A 15,996-nucleotide genomic window follows, 5' to 3' on the forward strand; every position below is an offset into this window, starting at 1 on the left:
CCAGGATGGCGTTCGGTCACTTAAGGAGGCATCACTGTGTGGACATCTTTGCGCCTGGCCTGTTTGGGCGCCGTACTCCTGGCGTTTACGCCTTGGGCCCATGCCCAAGAAGAGATGGCCGGAACGGGCGATTACCTGCAAAGTTCGCAGGCTTTCAAAGACTATATGCTGCAATGCGCAGGTTGCCATCGCTACGATGGCCAGGGCCTGACGCATCGGGGCATCCCCAATTTCAACCAGTCCATTGGCTTGTTTACACGCCTGCCAGCTGGACGGGACTATATGATTCGAGTTCCCGGTGCCTCGCAGTCGCAACTGGATAATGCCGATCTGGCTCGTGTGCTGAACTGGATTGTGGCCAAGTTCAGCCCGGAAGAAATGACACCCGATTACCGACCCTTTACCTCGGCTGAGGTAGGGGCATCGCGCCGGCATCGTTTTGATGATGTACTCAAGGCGCGTACGGAGCTAACCGTCAAGATGAACAGTATGGGTCTGGAGCCTGCGCCCTACCTGTACGGCTCCATGGATCGCTGATACAGCGGGTTAACGACCGTAGACGCTTGAATTTTTTAGGGCTATAAGAAAGGGGGCATATTCTGCCCCTTACCCCGATCAATTGTGTTGGCCGAAAGGGCACTCAGGCAATGTCTATGTTATTGCGCACTCCCTCTGCTTCTTTCAAGAGCCTGGCTGCTTGGCAGGAAGTGGTGTGCGCGTACTTTGTGCCCTTGGAAGTTCAGCCGGATTCTCGCCGTGGTTTCTCCAACCGGGCGGCAACCGATCGCATGGGTTCGGTCGATGTCATGGAACTGTGTACCAGCGCGCAGCGCGTGCGTCGTACCCAGGCCTTGGCCAGCCGATCCGAGCAGGCGCTGTACAAGGTCACCTTGCAGATCAGTGGCAGCAGCCAGATTCAGCAGGATAATCGCAGTGGCATCTTGCACGCCGGGGAGTGGGGCATTTATGACACCACCCGCCCTTACGAAGTGGCCGTACAGGATCAATCCCATTTTCTGGTCTTGCAGTTCGAGGAAGAGCGTTTGCTGCCTTGGTTGCCCTGGCTAAGCGATGCGGTGGCCCGCTCGTTCTCCGCCACGACAGGTCCGGCCCGAATTGCCATGGATATGCTGCGTTTGGGTTTGCAGGAGCGCGGGCACTTGTCGCCCTCGGCCTTGAGCGAACTGTCCCAAACCGTGATTCGCATGATGGCTCTGAGCCTGGCCGATGGTCGCCCGGTGACGACCGAGTCCGCCCTGGACGAAGTGCGGCGCGGGCAGCTGCTGCAAATTCAGCAATACGTGCAGGATCATCTGGGTGATACCGGTTTGAATGCCCAGTCCCTGGCGCTGCAATTTCGCATTTCACGCCGTTATCTCTACAAGCTGTTCGAGCTGTGCGGGCAAGCGCCTGCCGACTACATCATGGCCGCCCGTCTGGAGCGCGCCTGTCAATTGTTGGTGGACGGCAAACCCGGTCGGCAGATCAGTGAGTTGGCCTGGCAAATGGGCTTTTCCGACGCGGCCGTGTTCAGCCACGCCTTCCGGAGACGCTATGGCGTATCGCCCAGCGAATGGCGTCGCAGTCGTATTTGTGGCGATTAAGTACAGCTACGTAGACGCAACTCCGACTTATCGCAGACGGGTCGGATTTCTATCCTAGAGGCTCATGATTATGGGGCGGCCGGTGTGGTTCGCCCGGCTTCTCAAGGACAGTCTTATGCGTCTACACCTCGATTGTGCGTTGCTGCACACCCAGCCATCGTGGGCTCAGAATTTACTGGCCATCATCCCGCCTTGCGAGCGTTTGCAGCTGCATGTGTTGCAGGCGCCACCACCGCCCCGTCCCGATCAGGAGTATTTGTTTTTGCGCAGCGCATCGGCCTTGCTGCTGCGTTTTGATGCCTGTCTGATTCCCATCGAAGCGGCCACCCTGATTCACGTGCGCCGAGCCTTGTCGGTGGCCCAAGGTCATTTGCCAGTGCCGGTCTTTGGTTTGCTGCGGGGTGCCATCAAGGCCGCGGCCCTGACAGACCTGCTGGAACTGGGTCTGGCAGACTACGTGCGCGAGCCTTTATGCCTGGACGATTTGCGCGCCCGCATCAATCGTCAGCGTTTACAGACCTCGTCCCACGCTTTGAATGAACCGGGGCTGTCGGGTCGGATACACTATAGGGTGCAGGAAAACCAGGATCTGGTCCTGCACCCCGGCCCAACGGAGCAGCGCCTGTCGCAAACGATCTTGCAACAGGAGGGGACAACGCTGGAAGCCTATGCCGCTGCGGTAGCCTCGCGCTACGCCAGCAGCCAGGAATCTTTCAAAGTTGCCAAGGGAAGGATAGTGGCCCGCTTCGAGCAGGCTTATATCCACGCCGCCCTTGATCGCCATAGCGGCAATATCGCCATGGCGGCCCGCTCCGCGCAAAAGCACCGGCGTGCTTTCTGGGCACTGATGCGCAAACACCATATCGATGCAGCACGTTTTCGATCCGCGTCAAACCCAGACGACGAACACGATGGTTAAAATTAACAGGCATTTTTCAATAGGGATTGCCGTGTCTTTACCTCAATTAAAAAACGATGTTTTCCTGCGCTCGCTGTTGCGCGAACCTGTGCCTTACACCCCCATCTGGCTGATGCGTCAGGCCGGGCGTTATTTGCCTGAATACAATGCCACCCGTGCCCAGGCTGGCTCCTTCATGCAATTGGCTCAGAATCCCGAATTTGCGTGCGAAGTAACCTTGCAGCCCCTGCGTCGTTTCGATCTGGATGCCGCCATTCTGTTCTCGGACATCCTGACCGTGCCACACGCCATGGGCCTGGGTCTGGATTTCGTCGCTGGTGAAGGCCCGCGTTTTGCCCGTCCTGTACGTAACGAAGCGGACGTCATGGCCCTTGAAGCGCCTGATATGGCCAAGCTGCAATACGTGTTTGATGCTGTCTCGCTGATCCGCAAGGAACTGGACGGCAAAGTACCGCTGATCGGCTTTGCCGGCAGCCCCTGGACCATTGCCTGCTACATGGTGGAAGGCCAGGGCTCGGACGACTACCGTCTGGTGAAAAGCATGATGTATCAGCGTCCGGACCTGATGCACCGCATGCTGGAAATCAATGCCCAAACCACCTGCGACTACCTGAACAATCAGATCCGTGCCGGCGCACAGGCTGTGATGCTGTTCGATAGCTGGGGTGGTGTATTGTCCGACTCCCTGTTCCAGGAATTCTCCCTGGCCTACACCCGTAAAGTGGTGGATGGCCTGATTCGCGAGCATGACGGCAAGCGCGTCCCTGTCATCGTCTTTACCAAGGGCGGCGGCATGTGGCTGGAAGATATTGCTGGCTGTGGCGCTGATGCCATGGGTGTGGACTGGACGGTGAACCTGTCCCGTGCGCGCGCTCGTATTGGTGACAAACTGGCCTTGCAAGGCAATCTGGACCCCATGACCATGTTCGGTGGCGAAGAAGCCATCCGTCGTGAAGCCCGTCGTGTTATTGATGACTTTGGCCCTGTGGGGCAGGGCGGTCACGTGTTCAACTTCGGCCACGGTATTTCGCGTTTCACCGATCCGGAAGCCGTGGGCATTCTGGTCGACGAAGTGCATTCCTACAGCCGTCGACACCACAGCGTTTGATAGTCTTTGCGCACGGGCTGTCGCAGCTTGTGCGCAAAGTTATGCACACAGACAGGGCTGGGTTTGAGGTCTTTATATTTAAGGTTTAATTTCAATACCCAGTTTTAATTAGTTGATTTCTCTGCGTTTTATCCTTATTTCAGAGATATTGAAAATTAAATTGTATCTGTGCTTGCTTCTTTGTATTTTTTGTTCCTGTCATTTTCCCCAAAGTTATCCACAGGTCGCTAAGCTCTTGACTTATCAGGCTTTCAGCCAGGCCAGCCCTTTTTTGAACCACCATCCATGACCGCCACTCCTGACGCTATTTCTGCATCGGCAAGCACCGGACCTTTCTGGCTGCATGTGGCTTTGGACGTTCCCCTGGATGGGGTGTTTGATTATCAGCACCACGAACCCGTCCTGATCGGACAGCGGGTCATTGTGCATTTTGGGCGGCGGCAGATGATAGGCGTGGTGGTGGCCTTGCCGGAGCAACCTTCCTACCCGCCCGAGCAGGTCAAGGCGATTGATCAGCTGCTGGATGACTTGCCGCCTTTCCCGCAGGACTGGTTGCGGATGGCGCGCTTTGCGTCTACCTATTACCACCGTCCGCTGGGCGAGGTCATGATGCCGTCCTTGCCAGGGCCTTTGCGCAAACCCTCTGCCTATCTGGGCAAGCGTTCCGCTGGTGGGCCGGTATTGCGCATGGCCAAGCGCAAGGAAAAGAAGGTGGAGCCGGTGGACAGCGACGTCCTGCCCGTGCTCAATGCCGAACAGCAGGCTGCGGTAGATGGCATTGTGGCGGCCAAACCCGGAAGCTGCCTATTGCTGCATGGCGTAACGGGTAGCGGGAAAACCGAAGTCTATATGCGGGTGCTGGAACAGGTGCTGGCCGCTGGTCGGCAAGTCCTGTTCATGGTGCCCGAAATCAATCTGACGCCTCAGTTCGAGCAGGTCCTGCGTGCCCGCTTGGCGCGCGTCTTGCCCGGCGATGTGCTGGCTGTCTTGCATAGTGGTCTGTCCGAAGGTGAACGGCTGCGCTCCTGGTTGCGCGTCAACAGTGGTCAGGCGCGCATTTTGTTGGGAACACGGCTGTCCATCTTCACGCCCATGCCCGAGCTGGGCCTGATTATTGTGGACGAGGAGCACGACGCTTCTTACAAGCAGCAAGATGGCTTGCGCTACTCCGCTCGGGATCTGGCTGTGTGGCGTGGTTACGATCTGAAAGTGCCGGTGGTGCTGGGTTCAGCCACCCCTTCGCTGGAAAGCTGGAATCATGCCCGACAAGGGCGCTATAGCCTGTTGAGCCTGCCCAAGCGTGCGCGAGAGGTTTCCTTGCCCCGAGTGCGTCTGGTCGATACCCGCCATTTGCGCCTGGAGTCGGGCTTTTCTCCCCAACTGCTGGATGCGCTGGAAGCATGTCTGGAGCGCGGCGAGCAATCGCTGGTTTTCATTAACCGGCGTGGCTACGCGCCTGTGCTGCATTGCGCCTCTTGCGGCTGGCTGTCTCAATGTCCGCGTTGCACGGTGTACACCGTGCTGCACCGGCAAAATGGCTTCAAGCACAATTTGCAGTGCCACCATTGCGGTTATCAGGCCCCCGTGCCGCGTGCTTGCCCGGATTGCGGCGATCAGGACTTGCAGCCTATGGGGCGTGGCACTCAACGTATTGAAGAGTTTCTGGGCGAGCGTTTTCCCAATGCCCGCCTGGTGCGTATCGACGCGGATAGCACCCGCTTGAAGGGCAGCGCGCAGCAATTGTTCGAGCAGGTGCATGCGGGCGAAGTGGACATCATGGTGGGCACCCAGATGGTGGCCAAAGGTCATGACTTCACCCGCTTGAGCGTCGTCGGTGTGCTCAATGCCGATGCTACCTTGTTCGCCCATGATTTCCGCGCGCCCGAGCGTCTGTTTGCTCAACTGATGCAGGTAGCAGGCCGGGCCGGTCGCCATACCGAAGGGGCGGATGTCATCATCCAGACGGGCTACCCGGAGCAGGCCGTTTATCAAAGCCTGATCAAGCACGATTACATAGGCTTTGCTCAAAGCGCCTTGAACGAGCGCGAGTCCGTGGGCTTGCCGCCTTTTGCCTATCAGGTGCTTCTGTCTGCCGAAGCGCCGCAATTGGCAGATGCCATTCGCTTGTTGACCCAGGCGCGCCGTTTGCCTGAAGAATATCCGAATGAATTTCCGGGCGCGGATCAGGTTTTCCTGTACGATCCTGTGCCTTTACGCGTTTTGCGCGTCGCCAAAGTGGAGCGTGCTCAGTTGCTGCTGGAAAGTGCTCATCGCCCGGCCTTGCAGGCCTTTGTGCGCTATTGGGGGCCACAGGTTGCGCAGTTGGCCAAGCAGCATAAAGTGCGCATTACGATTGAAGTCGATCCTCTCGAAATTTAAGATTCTCCAGGCTCATGTGCGGACGGAAACAGTAGGAGCATCTCGGGTACAGCAGGGTGTATCCTTGACCGCTATGCAGCTATGAGCCAAGAGGCAGGAAGCGATGAGGCTGTGGCGCGATGTTGTTGCCCTGCCGCTGTCATGCTCTTGTACCTCGTTTCCGCTGTATCTCTGTGTTGGCCTTTCGCTTGTCATCAAACCATACTCGGCTTGGCCGGGATTCCACTTTTAGTTTTGCACGCTGTTTGGCTTTGAACCTCGTTTTCTTGCCTAGTATTCATTGATTTCACCATGTCCACCTCCGTCACTACACCAGGCCATACTGTCCCCACCGACCTGAACGCCATGCAGCGTCAGGCCGTGTTGTATATGGATGGGCCCTGTCTGGTCCTGGCCGGAGCCGGTAGTGGCAAGACGCGAGTCATTACGCAGAAAATCGCTTATCTGCTGCGCGAGTGTGGGTACACGGGCCGACAAGTGGTCGCACTGACCTTTACCAATAAAGCCGCGCGTGAAATGAACGAGCGGATTCGCGCCCTGGTAGATCCCAAGCTGTTGCGGGGGCTGACCGTCAGCACCTTTCACTCTCTGGGCTTGCGCATGTTGCGTGAGGAAGCCCAGCATGTGGGCTTGAAGCCGCGCTTCTCCATTCTGGATTCCAACGATGCGCTGGCAATTATTCAGGAACTGCTGGCTACCACGGATAAAGGCCGCCTGAAGTCCGTTCAGCAGGAAATCTCCTTATGGAAAAACGCCTTGATGGGGCCGGACGATGCGGAGCGTGCCGCAAACTCGCCCAGCCAGATCGAGGCGGCTCGTATTTACCGCGACTACGCCGCCACCTTGATTGCCTATCAGTCGGTGGACTTTGATGATCTGATCCGCTTGCCTGCGCAGTTGATGGAAGACAATCAGGAAGTACGCGAGCGCTGGCAGCGTCGGGTGCAGTATCTGCTGGTGGACGAGTATCAGGACACTAACCTCTGTCAGTATCGGCTGGTGCGTTCTCTGACGGGTCAGCGCAATATGTTTACCGTGGTGGGGGACGACGATCAGGCTATTTACGCCTGGCGTGGCGCTACCGTGGAGAATCTGGCGCAGCTTCCCAAGGATTACCCGGACCTGAAAGTCGTGAAGCTGGAGCAGAACTATCGCTCGGTGCAGCGCATCTTGCAGGCTGCGAATAATGTTATTGGCAATAATCCCGTCGTGTTCGGTAAAAAGCTCTGGTCTGACCTGGGCTTTGGTGAGCCTATCCAGGTCCACGTGACGGACGACGAGCAGAACGAGGCCGATTCAGTGGCTATGCGTATCTCGGCAGAGTGCTTTGAGCGTCAGGCCGAGTGGCGAGATTTTGCGGTGCTGTACCGTGGCAACCATCAGGCCCGCATCTTTGAGCAGGCGCTGCGCAATCTGCGCATTCCCTACACCATCTCGGGTGGGCAGAGTTTCTTTGACAAGGCCGAGATTCGCGACATCCTGTCTTACTTGCGAGTCGTTGCGAACGACGATGATGATCCAGCATTCATCCGCGCAGCGACGACACCCAGGCGCGGAATTGGGCAGGCTACCTTGCAGGTGCTGGGTCAGTTTGCGGCGGAACAAAAGCTGTCTTTATATTCCGCCGTCTCGCAAATCGCTCTGACGGATCGCTTACCGGAAAGGCAGTTGGAGCCTTTAAGTGTCTTTGCGCAGTTTATTGGCCGTATCCAGCAAAGAGCGGACCGGGTAGAGAGCGATCAGGAAGGACACGAGACGGCCGTTAGCGAATTGCTGGACGAGCTCCTGCGGGCGATTGATTACGAGCGCTATCTCTACGATATGTTCGACGAGCGCCCCGCGCAGACTCGTTGGGAAAACGTGCTGGAATTGATTACCTGGCTGAAGTCCAAAGCGGCAGACGATCAGCTGAGTTTGAATGACTTGGTGCAGCGAGTTGCCCTGATCACCATGTTGGAACGCGGTGAGGATGAAGACCCGGATGCGGTCAAATTGTCCACGCTTCATGCTTCCAAGGGGCTGGAGTATCCGCATGTGTTCCTGGTGGGGGTGGAAGAGGGGTTGCTGCCGCACATTGGGCGCGATGACGAAGATATAGACCCGGATAAAGAAGCCGATATTCTGGCCCAGCGTATTCAGGAAGAGCGGCGTCTGATGTACGTGGGTATTACGCGTGCGCAGCGCAGCTTGCGCTTGAGCTGGTGCAAGAAGCGCAGACGCGCACGTGAGAATCTGGTGCGTGAGCGCTCACGCTTTATTGATGAGATGAAGATCGAAGACCCTGGTGCCCAGGAAGATCCGGCGCAGGCGGCTTTAAGTCCCAAGCAGCGACTGGATATGTTGAAGAACTTGTTGAACAAGTCTTGAGCAGTGCTTTTTGATCAAGGACGATTTAGTGCTGGGCCTATGTTTTGTGAGGCGTCGTAGTTCTGCAGGCCAGCTTTTGCTGGCCTTTTTCATGTTCTGCGGCGCGGGAAGAAACGCTCTCCGTGCCTGGCTTGTCTTGATCTTGGGGCTGGGGAGACGCCTTGTGAGGTGCTTGCGCCCAATGAGCCAAGGTTCTGCGATGGATGAAGGTGTGCAGTTGGAAAGGCTGCATTGGCAAACGCAGAAAAAACAAAAGCCTGCTAAATCAGCAGGCTTTTCAACATCAAGCGGTGTTTTGCTTGAGCGTTACGACGGTGATGCGTGGCTTACCAGTAGCTGGCCGACATGCGGGAATCGCGGATGCGGGCTTCGTTCAAGGCACGGGTCAGTTCGACCATGTACTTGAACACCACGTTTGCGGCTTTGGAAACTTGTTTGGCCGCTGCTTTGGTCAGTGCAGTTAAAGACACGGATTCACCATTTTCCAGGGCATGCTGCATTACCCCACGCTCAACAGCATCACTCCAGTGAATGTAGTGCGAGTAAGTGGTCATGGTAGACATTTGCTTTCCCTTTAAGGTGAAGGTCTAAGTTACGAGTCCTCATTATAGGGTTTTCCCTAGTCGGAAAGCAAGGGTAAACCCTAGGGATTGGATTAGCCTGTGGTTTTTAGGGGAAAACCCTAGGATTCTTTGAAAAGGAAAATTAAATCAAAGGCTTATGGGGGTGGGGTTTGTAGGGTTTTGCGGGTTTTAGGTGGGGAGTGGAGTCCTTGCGGCAGCCCTTGCTGGCTTGAGGCTGGGTCGGAGCGGAAGCTTGCCGGTGCTGCGCACCGGTGCCCTTGTCTGGGGCTGTTGTAGGGCGCACCTTGAACTCGTTCAGTGGTTTGTCCCCCGGACAAACCACAAGCGTTGAACTCAAACAGCAAGGTGCTTGCATCCCTACAACAGCCCCAGACGGCGGCAAGCCCCCTGAATGCTCCAACCCAGCCTCAAGCCAGCAAGGGCTTCAGAATGGTGGCAGCCAACAGCCAACAGCCAACAGCCAACAGCCAACAGCCAACAGCCAACAGCCAACAGCCAACAGCCGACAACCCGCAACTAATCGCTCTGGCTGCTTCTTGCTGCAATCCGTTGCCAGGCAAATAAAGCTGGCAGATATGGATGACAGGCTCGTAGGCTAGTTGTAGGCAGCAGGCAGCAGGCAGCAGGCAGCGAGCCGCAAACAACAAATAAGAACCCGCGAAGTCAGGGGGCCTGGAAGTGATCTCGTTCGCTTGAAGACAAACAGCCAGCCGTTTATCGCGGCTGGCTGTTTGTGTACTGGTACTACCAAGAAGGCTTAGCGGGGAAGTGTCGAACTCCCCATCAGGAACTCGTCTACGGAACGGGCACATTGGCGGCCTTCACGGATGGCCCAGACGATCAGGGACTGGCCGCGTCGCATGTCTCCGGCGGCGAAGACTTTGGCTCGGCTGGTTTGGTAGTCGTCTGTGTTGGCGGCGACGTTGCCGCGCTGGTCGGCTTCTACGGCGAAGGCGTCCAGCACTTGGCGTACGGGGGCGGTGAAGCCCATGGCCAGCAGGACCAGGTCGGCTGGGAAGGTCATTTCGGAACCGGCGATGGGCGTCATGCTCATGCGGCCTGTCGCGGGATCGGTTTTCCATTCCACCCGCACGGCGCGCAGTTCTTTGACTTGGCCGTTCTTGCCTTCCAGCTCTACGGTGTTGATTGCCCAGTCACGCTCGCAGCCTTCTTCGTGCGAGGACGAGGTGCGCAGTTTCATGGGCCAGTAAGGCCAGGTCAGCTCCGTGTTTTCCTGCTCGGGCGGGCGGGGCATCAGTTCGAATTGGGTGACTGATTTTGCGCCTTGGCGTGTGCTGGTGCCCACGCAGTCCGAGCCGGTATCACCGCCGCCAATCACTACAACATGCTTGCCTTGAGCGCTGATGGCGGGAGTGCCTCGCGAACCGGCAACTTGCTGGTTCTGGATGCGCAGGAAGTCCATGGCGGGATGTACGCCTTGCAGCTGGCTACCGGGGGCCTCCAGCAGGCGGGGGGTTTCGGAGCCGCCTGCCAGGATGATGGCGTCGAACTGTTGTTCCAGCTCGGTAGGGGACAGCACGGTCAGCCCCGGTTCCTGGGCGGCTTGATCTTGTGCCTGACCAATATAGGTAGAAGGGCAAAACTGCACGCCCTCGGCCTGCATTTGGGCGATGCGACGATCCAGCAAGTGCTTGTCCAGCTTGAAGTCGGGGATGCCGTAACGCATCAGGCCACCAATGCGGTCGCTTTTCTCGTACACGGTGACCTCGTGGCCGACGCGTGCCAATTGCTGGGCACTGGCCAAGCCGGCAGGGCCGGAGCCGATGACGGCCACGCGTTTGCCGGTTTTGTGGGTAGGCACTTGTGGCACAACCCAGCCCTCTGCCCAGCCTTTGTCGATGATGGCGTGCTCGATGGATTTGATGCCCACGGGCGCACGGTCGATGTTCAGGGTACAGGCTGCCTCGCAAGGAGCGGGGCAGATGCGGCCAGTAATTTCCGGAAAGTTATTGGTGGAGTGCAGCACGTCCAGCGCTTCTTTCCACTGCTGGCGGTAAACCAGATCATTCCAGTCAGGAATGATGTTATTGACCGGGCAGCCGTTGTGGCAGAAAGGGATGCCGCAATCCATGCAGCGGGCGGCCTGCTGGCCTGCCTGCTCGTCGTTCAATACCTGGACAAATTCTTTCCAGTGCTTGACCCGCTTTAAAGGAGCTTCTACGGCTTCTTGCAGACGTTGAAACTCAAGAAATCCAGTCGTCTTTCCCATGATGTGTCGTTTCCTGATGGTGATGGGAAGGGTTCAGGCCGAAGCCGAACGGCGGGTTTTACTGCTTTTGGGCGCGGCTTTGCTGGCTTGCGGGCCCTGCCACAATTCGCTCAATGCACGGCGGTACTCGCGTGGAATGACTTTGACGAATTGTGCGCGGGCGCTGTCCCAGTCTTTCAAGAGCTCGCGGGCCTGGAAGCTGCCCGTGGCCTTGAAATGTTCCTGAACCAGGGTTTGCAAGATGGCATCGTCGGTCTGACGTTCGCCCTGGGCGCTACGGCTGTGCCATTGCGCCATGCTGCTGTTCATCTCTTGCTCGGCCTTGCTCAAGACCGGCTCCAGATCCACCATGCCGGGGTTGCAGCGCAGTTGCAGGCGGCGTTGCGGGTCCCACACGTAGGCCACGCCACCGGACATGCCGGCTGCAAAGTTGCGGCCCACTTCGCCCAGAACAACCACGGTACCGCCCGTCATGTATTCGCAACCATGATCGCCTACGCCTTCCACAACCGCGCTGGCACCGGAGTTACGCACGGCAAAGCGTTCACCGGCCACGCCGTTGAAGTAAGCCGCACCGGACAGGGCGCCGTAAAGCACGGTATTGCCCACGATGATGTGGTCCGGGCCGTAGCCACGAAAGTCGTTGGGTGAGCGCACGATAATGCGGCCGCCGGACAAGCCTTTACCTACGTAGTCATTGGCTTCACCCACCAGATCCAGGGTGATGCCCTGCGCCAGGAAAGCGCCAAAGCTCTGACCCGCTGTACCTTTGCACTGAATGTGCAGGCTGTCGTCAGGCAGACCTTGATGGCCGTATTTCTTGGTGAATACGCCCGAGAGCATGGCACCGACGCTGCGGTTGCGGTTGCGTACGGGGGTGATGAAGGACAGTGGGGTGCCCTGATTCAAGGTCACGGCGCTGCGCTCGATCAGTTGGCGATCCAGCGTGTGTTCCAGGTCATGATCCTGGGTAGCGATCTGACGTGGGGACTCTTCATTGTCCACTTTGTGCAGCAGGCGGGAGAAGTCCAGGCCCTGGGCTTTCCAGTGTTCGATACCGCTGCGCATATCCAGCCAGTCGCTGCGACCGATCAGATCGTCAAAGTGGCGTACACCCAGCTTGGCCATCAGTTCACGCACTTCTTCTGCAACGAAGAAGAAGTAGTTCACCACGTGCTCGGGCTTGCCCTTGAATTTGCGGCGCAGCACGGGGTCCTGAGTGGCAACGCCAACGGGACAGGTGTTCAGATGGCATTTGCGCATCATGACGCAGCCTTCCACGACCAGGGGGGCGGTGGCAAAGCCAAATTCATCCGCACCCAGCAAGGCGCCGATCACCACATCGCGGCCGGTTTTCATCTGGCCGTCGGCCTGCACGCGGATGCGGCTGCGCAAGCGGTTCAGCAATAGGGTTTGCTGGGTTTCAGCCAGACCGAGTTCCCACGGGGTACCGGCATGCTTGATGGAGGACAGGGGCGAAGCACCCGTACCACCGTCGTGACCGGCAATCACAATGTGATCGGCCTTGGCTTTGGCAACGCCAGCGGCCACGGTGCCCACACCTACTTTGGACACCAGTTTCACGGAGATATCCGCTTGCGGGTTCACGTTCTTCAAATCGTGAATCAGCTGGGCCAAATCTTCGATGGAGTAAATGTCGTGATGGGGGGGAGGAGAAATCAGGCCCACACCGGGAACGGAGTAACGCAGTTTGGCGATGTACTCGGACACTTTATGACCGGGCAATTGACCGCCTTCACCGGGTTTGGCTCCTTGTGCCATCTTGATCTGAATTTGATCTGCACTGCACAGGTATTGGGCGGATACGCCAAAGCGGCCGGACGCAACCTGCTTGATGCGCGAGCGCAGCGAATCGTTCTCTTGCAGCTCAATGTCGGCAAATACGCGATCCTGTCCCAGGACGCTGGCCAAGGTGTCACCCTGGCGAATGCCGCTTTTACCGTGCTGCATTTCATGCTGGTAGCGCAGCTCGTCCTCGCCACCTTCACCAGTATTGGACTTGCCGCCAATCCGGTTCATGGCCACGGCCAGTACGGCGTGGGCTTCGGTTGAAATCGAACCAAGCGACATGGCGCCGGTTGCAAAGCGTTTGACGATCTCGCTAGCCGGTTCCACCTCTTCCAAAGGAATCGCTTGAGCCGGGTCCAGACGCAGTTCGAACAAACCACGCAGTGTCATGTGACGGCGGCTTTGCTCGTTGATGAGCTGGGCGTATTCCTTGTAGGTGCTGTAGTTCTGGCTGCGGGTGGCGTGTTGCAGCTTGGCGATGGAGTCGGCGGTCCACATATGGGCTTCGCCGCGCACGCGTACTGCGTATTCGCCACCGGCTTCCAGATGGTTTTCCAGCACGGGGTCTTTGCTGTAGGCGGCGCGGTGCTGACGCAGCGCTTCTTCAGCCACGGTGAAGATATCAATCCCTTCTACCGGACAGGAGGTGCCCACAAAGTATTTGTCCACCAGCGAGCGCGACAGGCCGATGGTCTCGAAAATCTGCGCGCCGGTGTAGGACATGTAGGTGGAGATGCCCATTTTGGACATGACCTTGTACAAGCCCTTGTTGATGGCCTTGATGTAGTAGCCCTCGGCCTGGGAGGCGTCGATCTGGTTGATCGGGTCCTGGGCCAGATGCTGCAGGCTTTCAAAAGCCAGCCAGGGGTGCATGGCTTCGGCACCATACGCACCCAGCAGGGCAAAGTGATGCACTTCACGGGCCGAGCCGGTTTCCACAACCAGACCCGTGCGGGTACGCAGACCGATGCGGATCAGGTGCTGGTGAATGGCCGAGGTTGCCAGCAGGGCGGGGATGGCCACATGCTCGGCGTCACATCGGCGATCTGTCAGGATCAGGATGTTGTAGCCATCGCGCACGGCATCTGCCGCACGGGCGCACAGTGCGGCCACGCTGGCCTCAATGCCTTCCGGGCCCCAGGCGCTGGGGTAGATGATGTCCAGTTCCTGGCTGCGGAACTTGCCATTGCTGGCCGCTTCAATGCGCCGGATCTGGTTCATGTCAGCCGGGCTCAGCACGGGCTGGGACACTTCCAGGCGCAGCGGCGGGTTGACGTTGTTGATGTCCAGCAGATTGGGCTTGGGGCCAATAAAGGACACCAGCGACATCACCATCTGTTCGCGAATCGGGTCGATAGGCGGGTTGGTAACCTGAGCAAACAGCTGGCGGAAGTAGTTGTAGAAGGGCTTGGACTTGTCGGACAGCACGGCCAACGGCGCGTCGTTGCCCATGGAGCCGGTGGCCTCTTCGCCCTTGCTGGCCATGGGCTGCAGGACGACTTTGATGTCTTCCTGAGTCCAGCCAAAAGCTTGTTGCTGATCCAGCAGGTCGCGTGTGGCCAATTGGGGGCGCACGCCGGGCACGCTGGGCAGGGAGTCCAGGCGCAAGCGCAGGCGTTCAATCCACTGCTTGTAGGGGTGGGTGTTGGCCAGTTGGGACTTGATCTCGGCATCGTCAATGATGCGGCCCTGTTCCAGATCGATCAGCAGCATCTTGCCCGGTTGCAGACGCCATTTCTTGACGATGCGGTGCTCGGGAATAGGCAGGGTACCGGCTTCAGAGGCCAGCACAATCATGTCGTCGTCGGTAATGACGTAGCGGGCCGGACGCAGGCCGTTACGGTCCAGCAGCGCACCAATTTGCAGGCCATCAGTAAAGGCGATGGCAGCAGGGCCATCCCATGGTTCCATCTGGGCGGCGTAGTACTCGTAGAAAGCGCGACGGCTTTCGTCCATCTCGGCGTGTTGCTCCCAGGCCTCCGGCATCATGATCATCATGGCGTGCGGCAGCGAGTAGCCGGCCATCACCAGCAGTTCCAGACAGTTGTCGAAGGTGGCCGTGTCGGACTGGCCTTCGTACACGATGGGGTAAAGCTTTTGCAGATCCGAACCCAGCACGGCCGATTCCATGGCGCCTTCACGGGCACGCAGCCAGTTGAAGTTGCCCTGTACCGTGTTGATCTCGCCGTTGTGGGCGATCAGGCGGTAGGGGTGGGCCAGAGGCCAGGCGGGGAAGGTGTTGGTGGAAAAGCGCTGGTGGACCAGGGCCAGGGCGGAACAGGCGCGAGGGTCGGCCAGATCGCGGTAGTAGCGGCCAACCTGGTCAGCCAGCAGCAGGCCTTTGTAGACGATGGTACGCACCGAGGCCGAGGTCACAAAGTATTCCTGTCCGTGGGCCAATGCCATGCGGTAGATGGCGTGGCTGGCGGTCTTGCGGATCACGTACAGCTTGCGCTCCAGCGCATCGGGCACCATCACATCCGGGCCGCGGCCAATGAACAGCTGGCGAATCACCGGTTCGTTGGCCTTGACGGTGGGCGACATGGGCATGGTGCTGTCCACTGGCACATCGCGCCAGCCCAGCATGTGCTGGCCTTCGGCACGTACCGCACGTTCCAGCTCCTGTTCACAGGCCAGGCGGGAAGCGGTTTCCTTGGGCAGGAACACCATGGCTACGCCGTACTCGCCGGGGGGCGGCAGGGTCACGCCCTGAGCGGCCATTTCTTCGCGGTAAAGCTGGTCGGGGATCTGGATCAGAATGCCTGCACCGTCGCCCATCAAGGGATCTGCGCCTACAGCGCCGCGGTGATCAAGGTTTTCCAGGATTTTAAGGCCTTGGGTGATGATGGCGTGGCTCGCCTGGCCTTTGATGTGTGCGATAAATCCGACGCCGCAGGCGTCGTGTTCGTTAGCGGGAAGGTACAAGCCTTGGGCTTGGGGGGGACAGGAGTGTGTCATGGGCGTATCCGCAAAGAACGTGTTAAAGCGGTGCATTT

Annotated in this window: 9 protein-coding genes; 6 read left to right on the forward strand and 3 right to left on the reverse strand. The window is 58.3% G+C overall.

Annotated features, from left to right (window positions below):
* Positions 1-36: 36 nt before the first annotated feature.
* From NIZ92_RS01770 to NIZ92_RS01795, 6 genes are all read left to right on the forward strand, one after another.
* Positions 37-537 (forward strand): hypothetical protein, encoded by a 501-nt coding sequence (locus NIZ92_RS01770; RefSeq protein ID WP_021447058.1) that lies wholly within the window; start codon positions 37-39, stop codon positions 535-537.
* 110 nt (positions 538-647) lie between these two features.
* On the forward strand, positions 648-1,604 hold the full coding sequence (locus tag NIZ92_RS01775; protein ID WP_230940616.1) for a helix-turn-helix domain-containing protein: 957 nt from the start codon (positions 648-650) through the stop codon (positions 1,602-1,604).
* Positions 1,605-1,719: 115 nt separating this feature from the next.
* On the forward strand, positions 1,720-2,523 hold the full coding sequence (locus NIZ92_RS01780) for a hypothetical protein (protein ID WP_254002601.1): 804 nt from the start codon (positions 1,720-1,722) through the stop codon (positions 2,521-2,523).
* Positions 2,524-2,554: 31 nt separating this feature from the next.
* On the forward strand, positions 2,555-3,631 hold the full coding sequence (gene hemE / locus NIZ92_RS01785; protein WP_035269211.1) for a uroporphyrinogen decarboxylase: 1,077 nt from the start codon (positions 2,555-2,557) through the stop codon (positions 3,629-3,631).
* A 285-nt stretch (positions 3,632-3,916) separates the two neighbouring features.
* Positions 3,917-6,010 carry a primosomal protein N' gene (locus tag NIZ92_RS01790; RefSeq protein ID WP_035269214.1) on the forward strand — a complete coding sequence of 698 codons (2,094 nt, stop codon included), beginning with the start codon at positions 3,917-3,919 and terminating at the stop codon, positions 6,008-6,010.
* Positions 6,011-6,301: 291 nt separating this feature from the next.
* Positions 6,302-8,377 (forward strand): UvrD-helicase domain-containing protein, encoded by a 2,076-nt coding sequence (locus tag NIZ92_RS01795; RefSeq protein WP_254002602.1) that lies wholly within the window; start codon positions 6,302-6,304, stop codon positions 8,375-8,377.
* A gap of 326 nt (positions 8,378-8,703) precedes the next feature.
* On the opposite strand, the gene NIZ92_RS01800 is transcribed toward NIZ92_RS01795, so the two are convergent.
* The 3 genes from NIZ92_RS01800 to NIZ92_RS01810 form a co-directional block, all read right to left on the reverse strand.
* Positions 8,704-8,940 (reverse strand): hypothetical protein, encoded by a 237-nt coding sequence (locus NIZ92_RS01800; RefSeq protein ID WP_022983381.1) that lies wholly within the window; start codon positions 8,938-8,940, stop codon positions 8,704-8,706.
* 778 nt (positions 8,941-9,718) lie between these two features.
* Positions 9,719-11,191, reverse strand: a complete 1,473-nt coding sequence (locus tag NIZ92_RS01805) for a glutamate synthase subunit beta (protein WP_060186151.1) — start codon at positions 11,189-11,191, stop codon at positions 9,719-9,721.
* Between the two features lie 33 nt (positions 11,192-11,224).
* The gene (locus NIZ92_RS01810) at positions 11,225-15,958 is read right to left on the reverse strand and encodes a glutamate synthase-related protein (RefSeq protein ID WP_254002603.1); all 4,734 of its coding nucleotides are present in this window, start codon (positions 15,956-15,958) and stop codon (positions 11,225-11,227) included.
* Between the last annotated feature and the right edge of the window lie 38 nt (positions 15,959-15,996).

Source organism: Alcaligenes sp. 1735tsa3 (genome assembly GCF_024134565.1).
GTDB lineage: Bacteria > Pseudomonadota > Gammaproteobacteria > Burkholderiales > Burkholderiaceae_B > Alcaligenes > Alcaligenes phenolicus.

Excerpts from the sequence above, each read along its gene's own strand:
- NIZ92_RS01800 (WP_022983381.1), bottom strand. The coding sequence starts at position 8,940 with ATGTCTACCATGACCACTTACTCGCACTACATTCACTGGAGTGATGCT.
- NIZ92_RS01780 (WP_254002601.1), top strand. The coding sequence starts at position 1,720 with ATGCGTCTACACCTCGATTGTGCGTTGCTGCACACCCAGCCATCGTGG.
- NIZ92_RS01810 (WP_254002603.1), bottom strand. The coding sequence starts at position 15,958 with ATGACACACTCCTGTCCCCCCCAAGCCCAAGGCTTGTACCTTCCCGCT.
- NIZ92_RS01805 (WP_060186151.1), bottom strand. The coding sequence starts at position 11,191 with ATGGGAAAGACGACTGGATTTCTTGAGTTTCAACGTCTGCAAGAAGCC.
- NIZ92_RS01790 (WP_035269214.1), top strand. The coding sequence starts at position 3,917 with ATGACCGCCACTCCTGACGCTATTTCTGCATCGGCAAGCACCGGACCT.
- NIZ92_RS01775 (WP_230940616.1), top strand. The coding sequence starts at position 648 with ATGTCTATGTTATTGCGCACTCCCTCTGCTTCTTTCAAGAGCCTGGCT.
- NIZ92_RS01795 (WP_254002602.1), top strand. The coding sequence starts at position 6,302 with ATGTCCACCTCCGTCACTACACCAGGCCATACTGTCCCCACCGACCTG.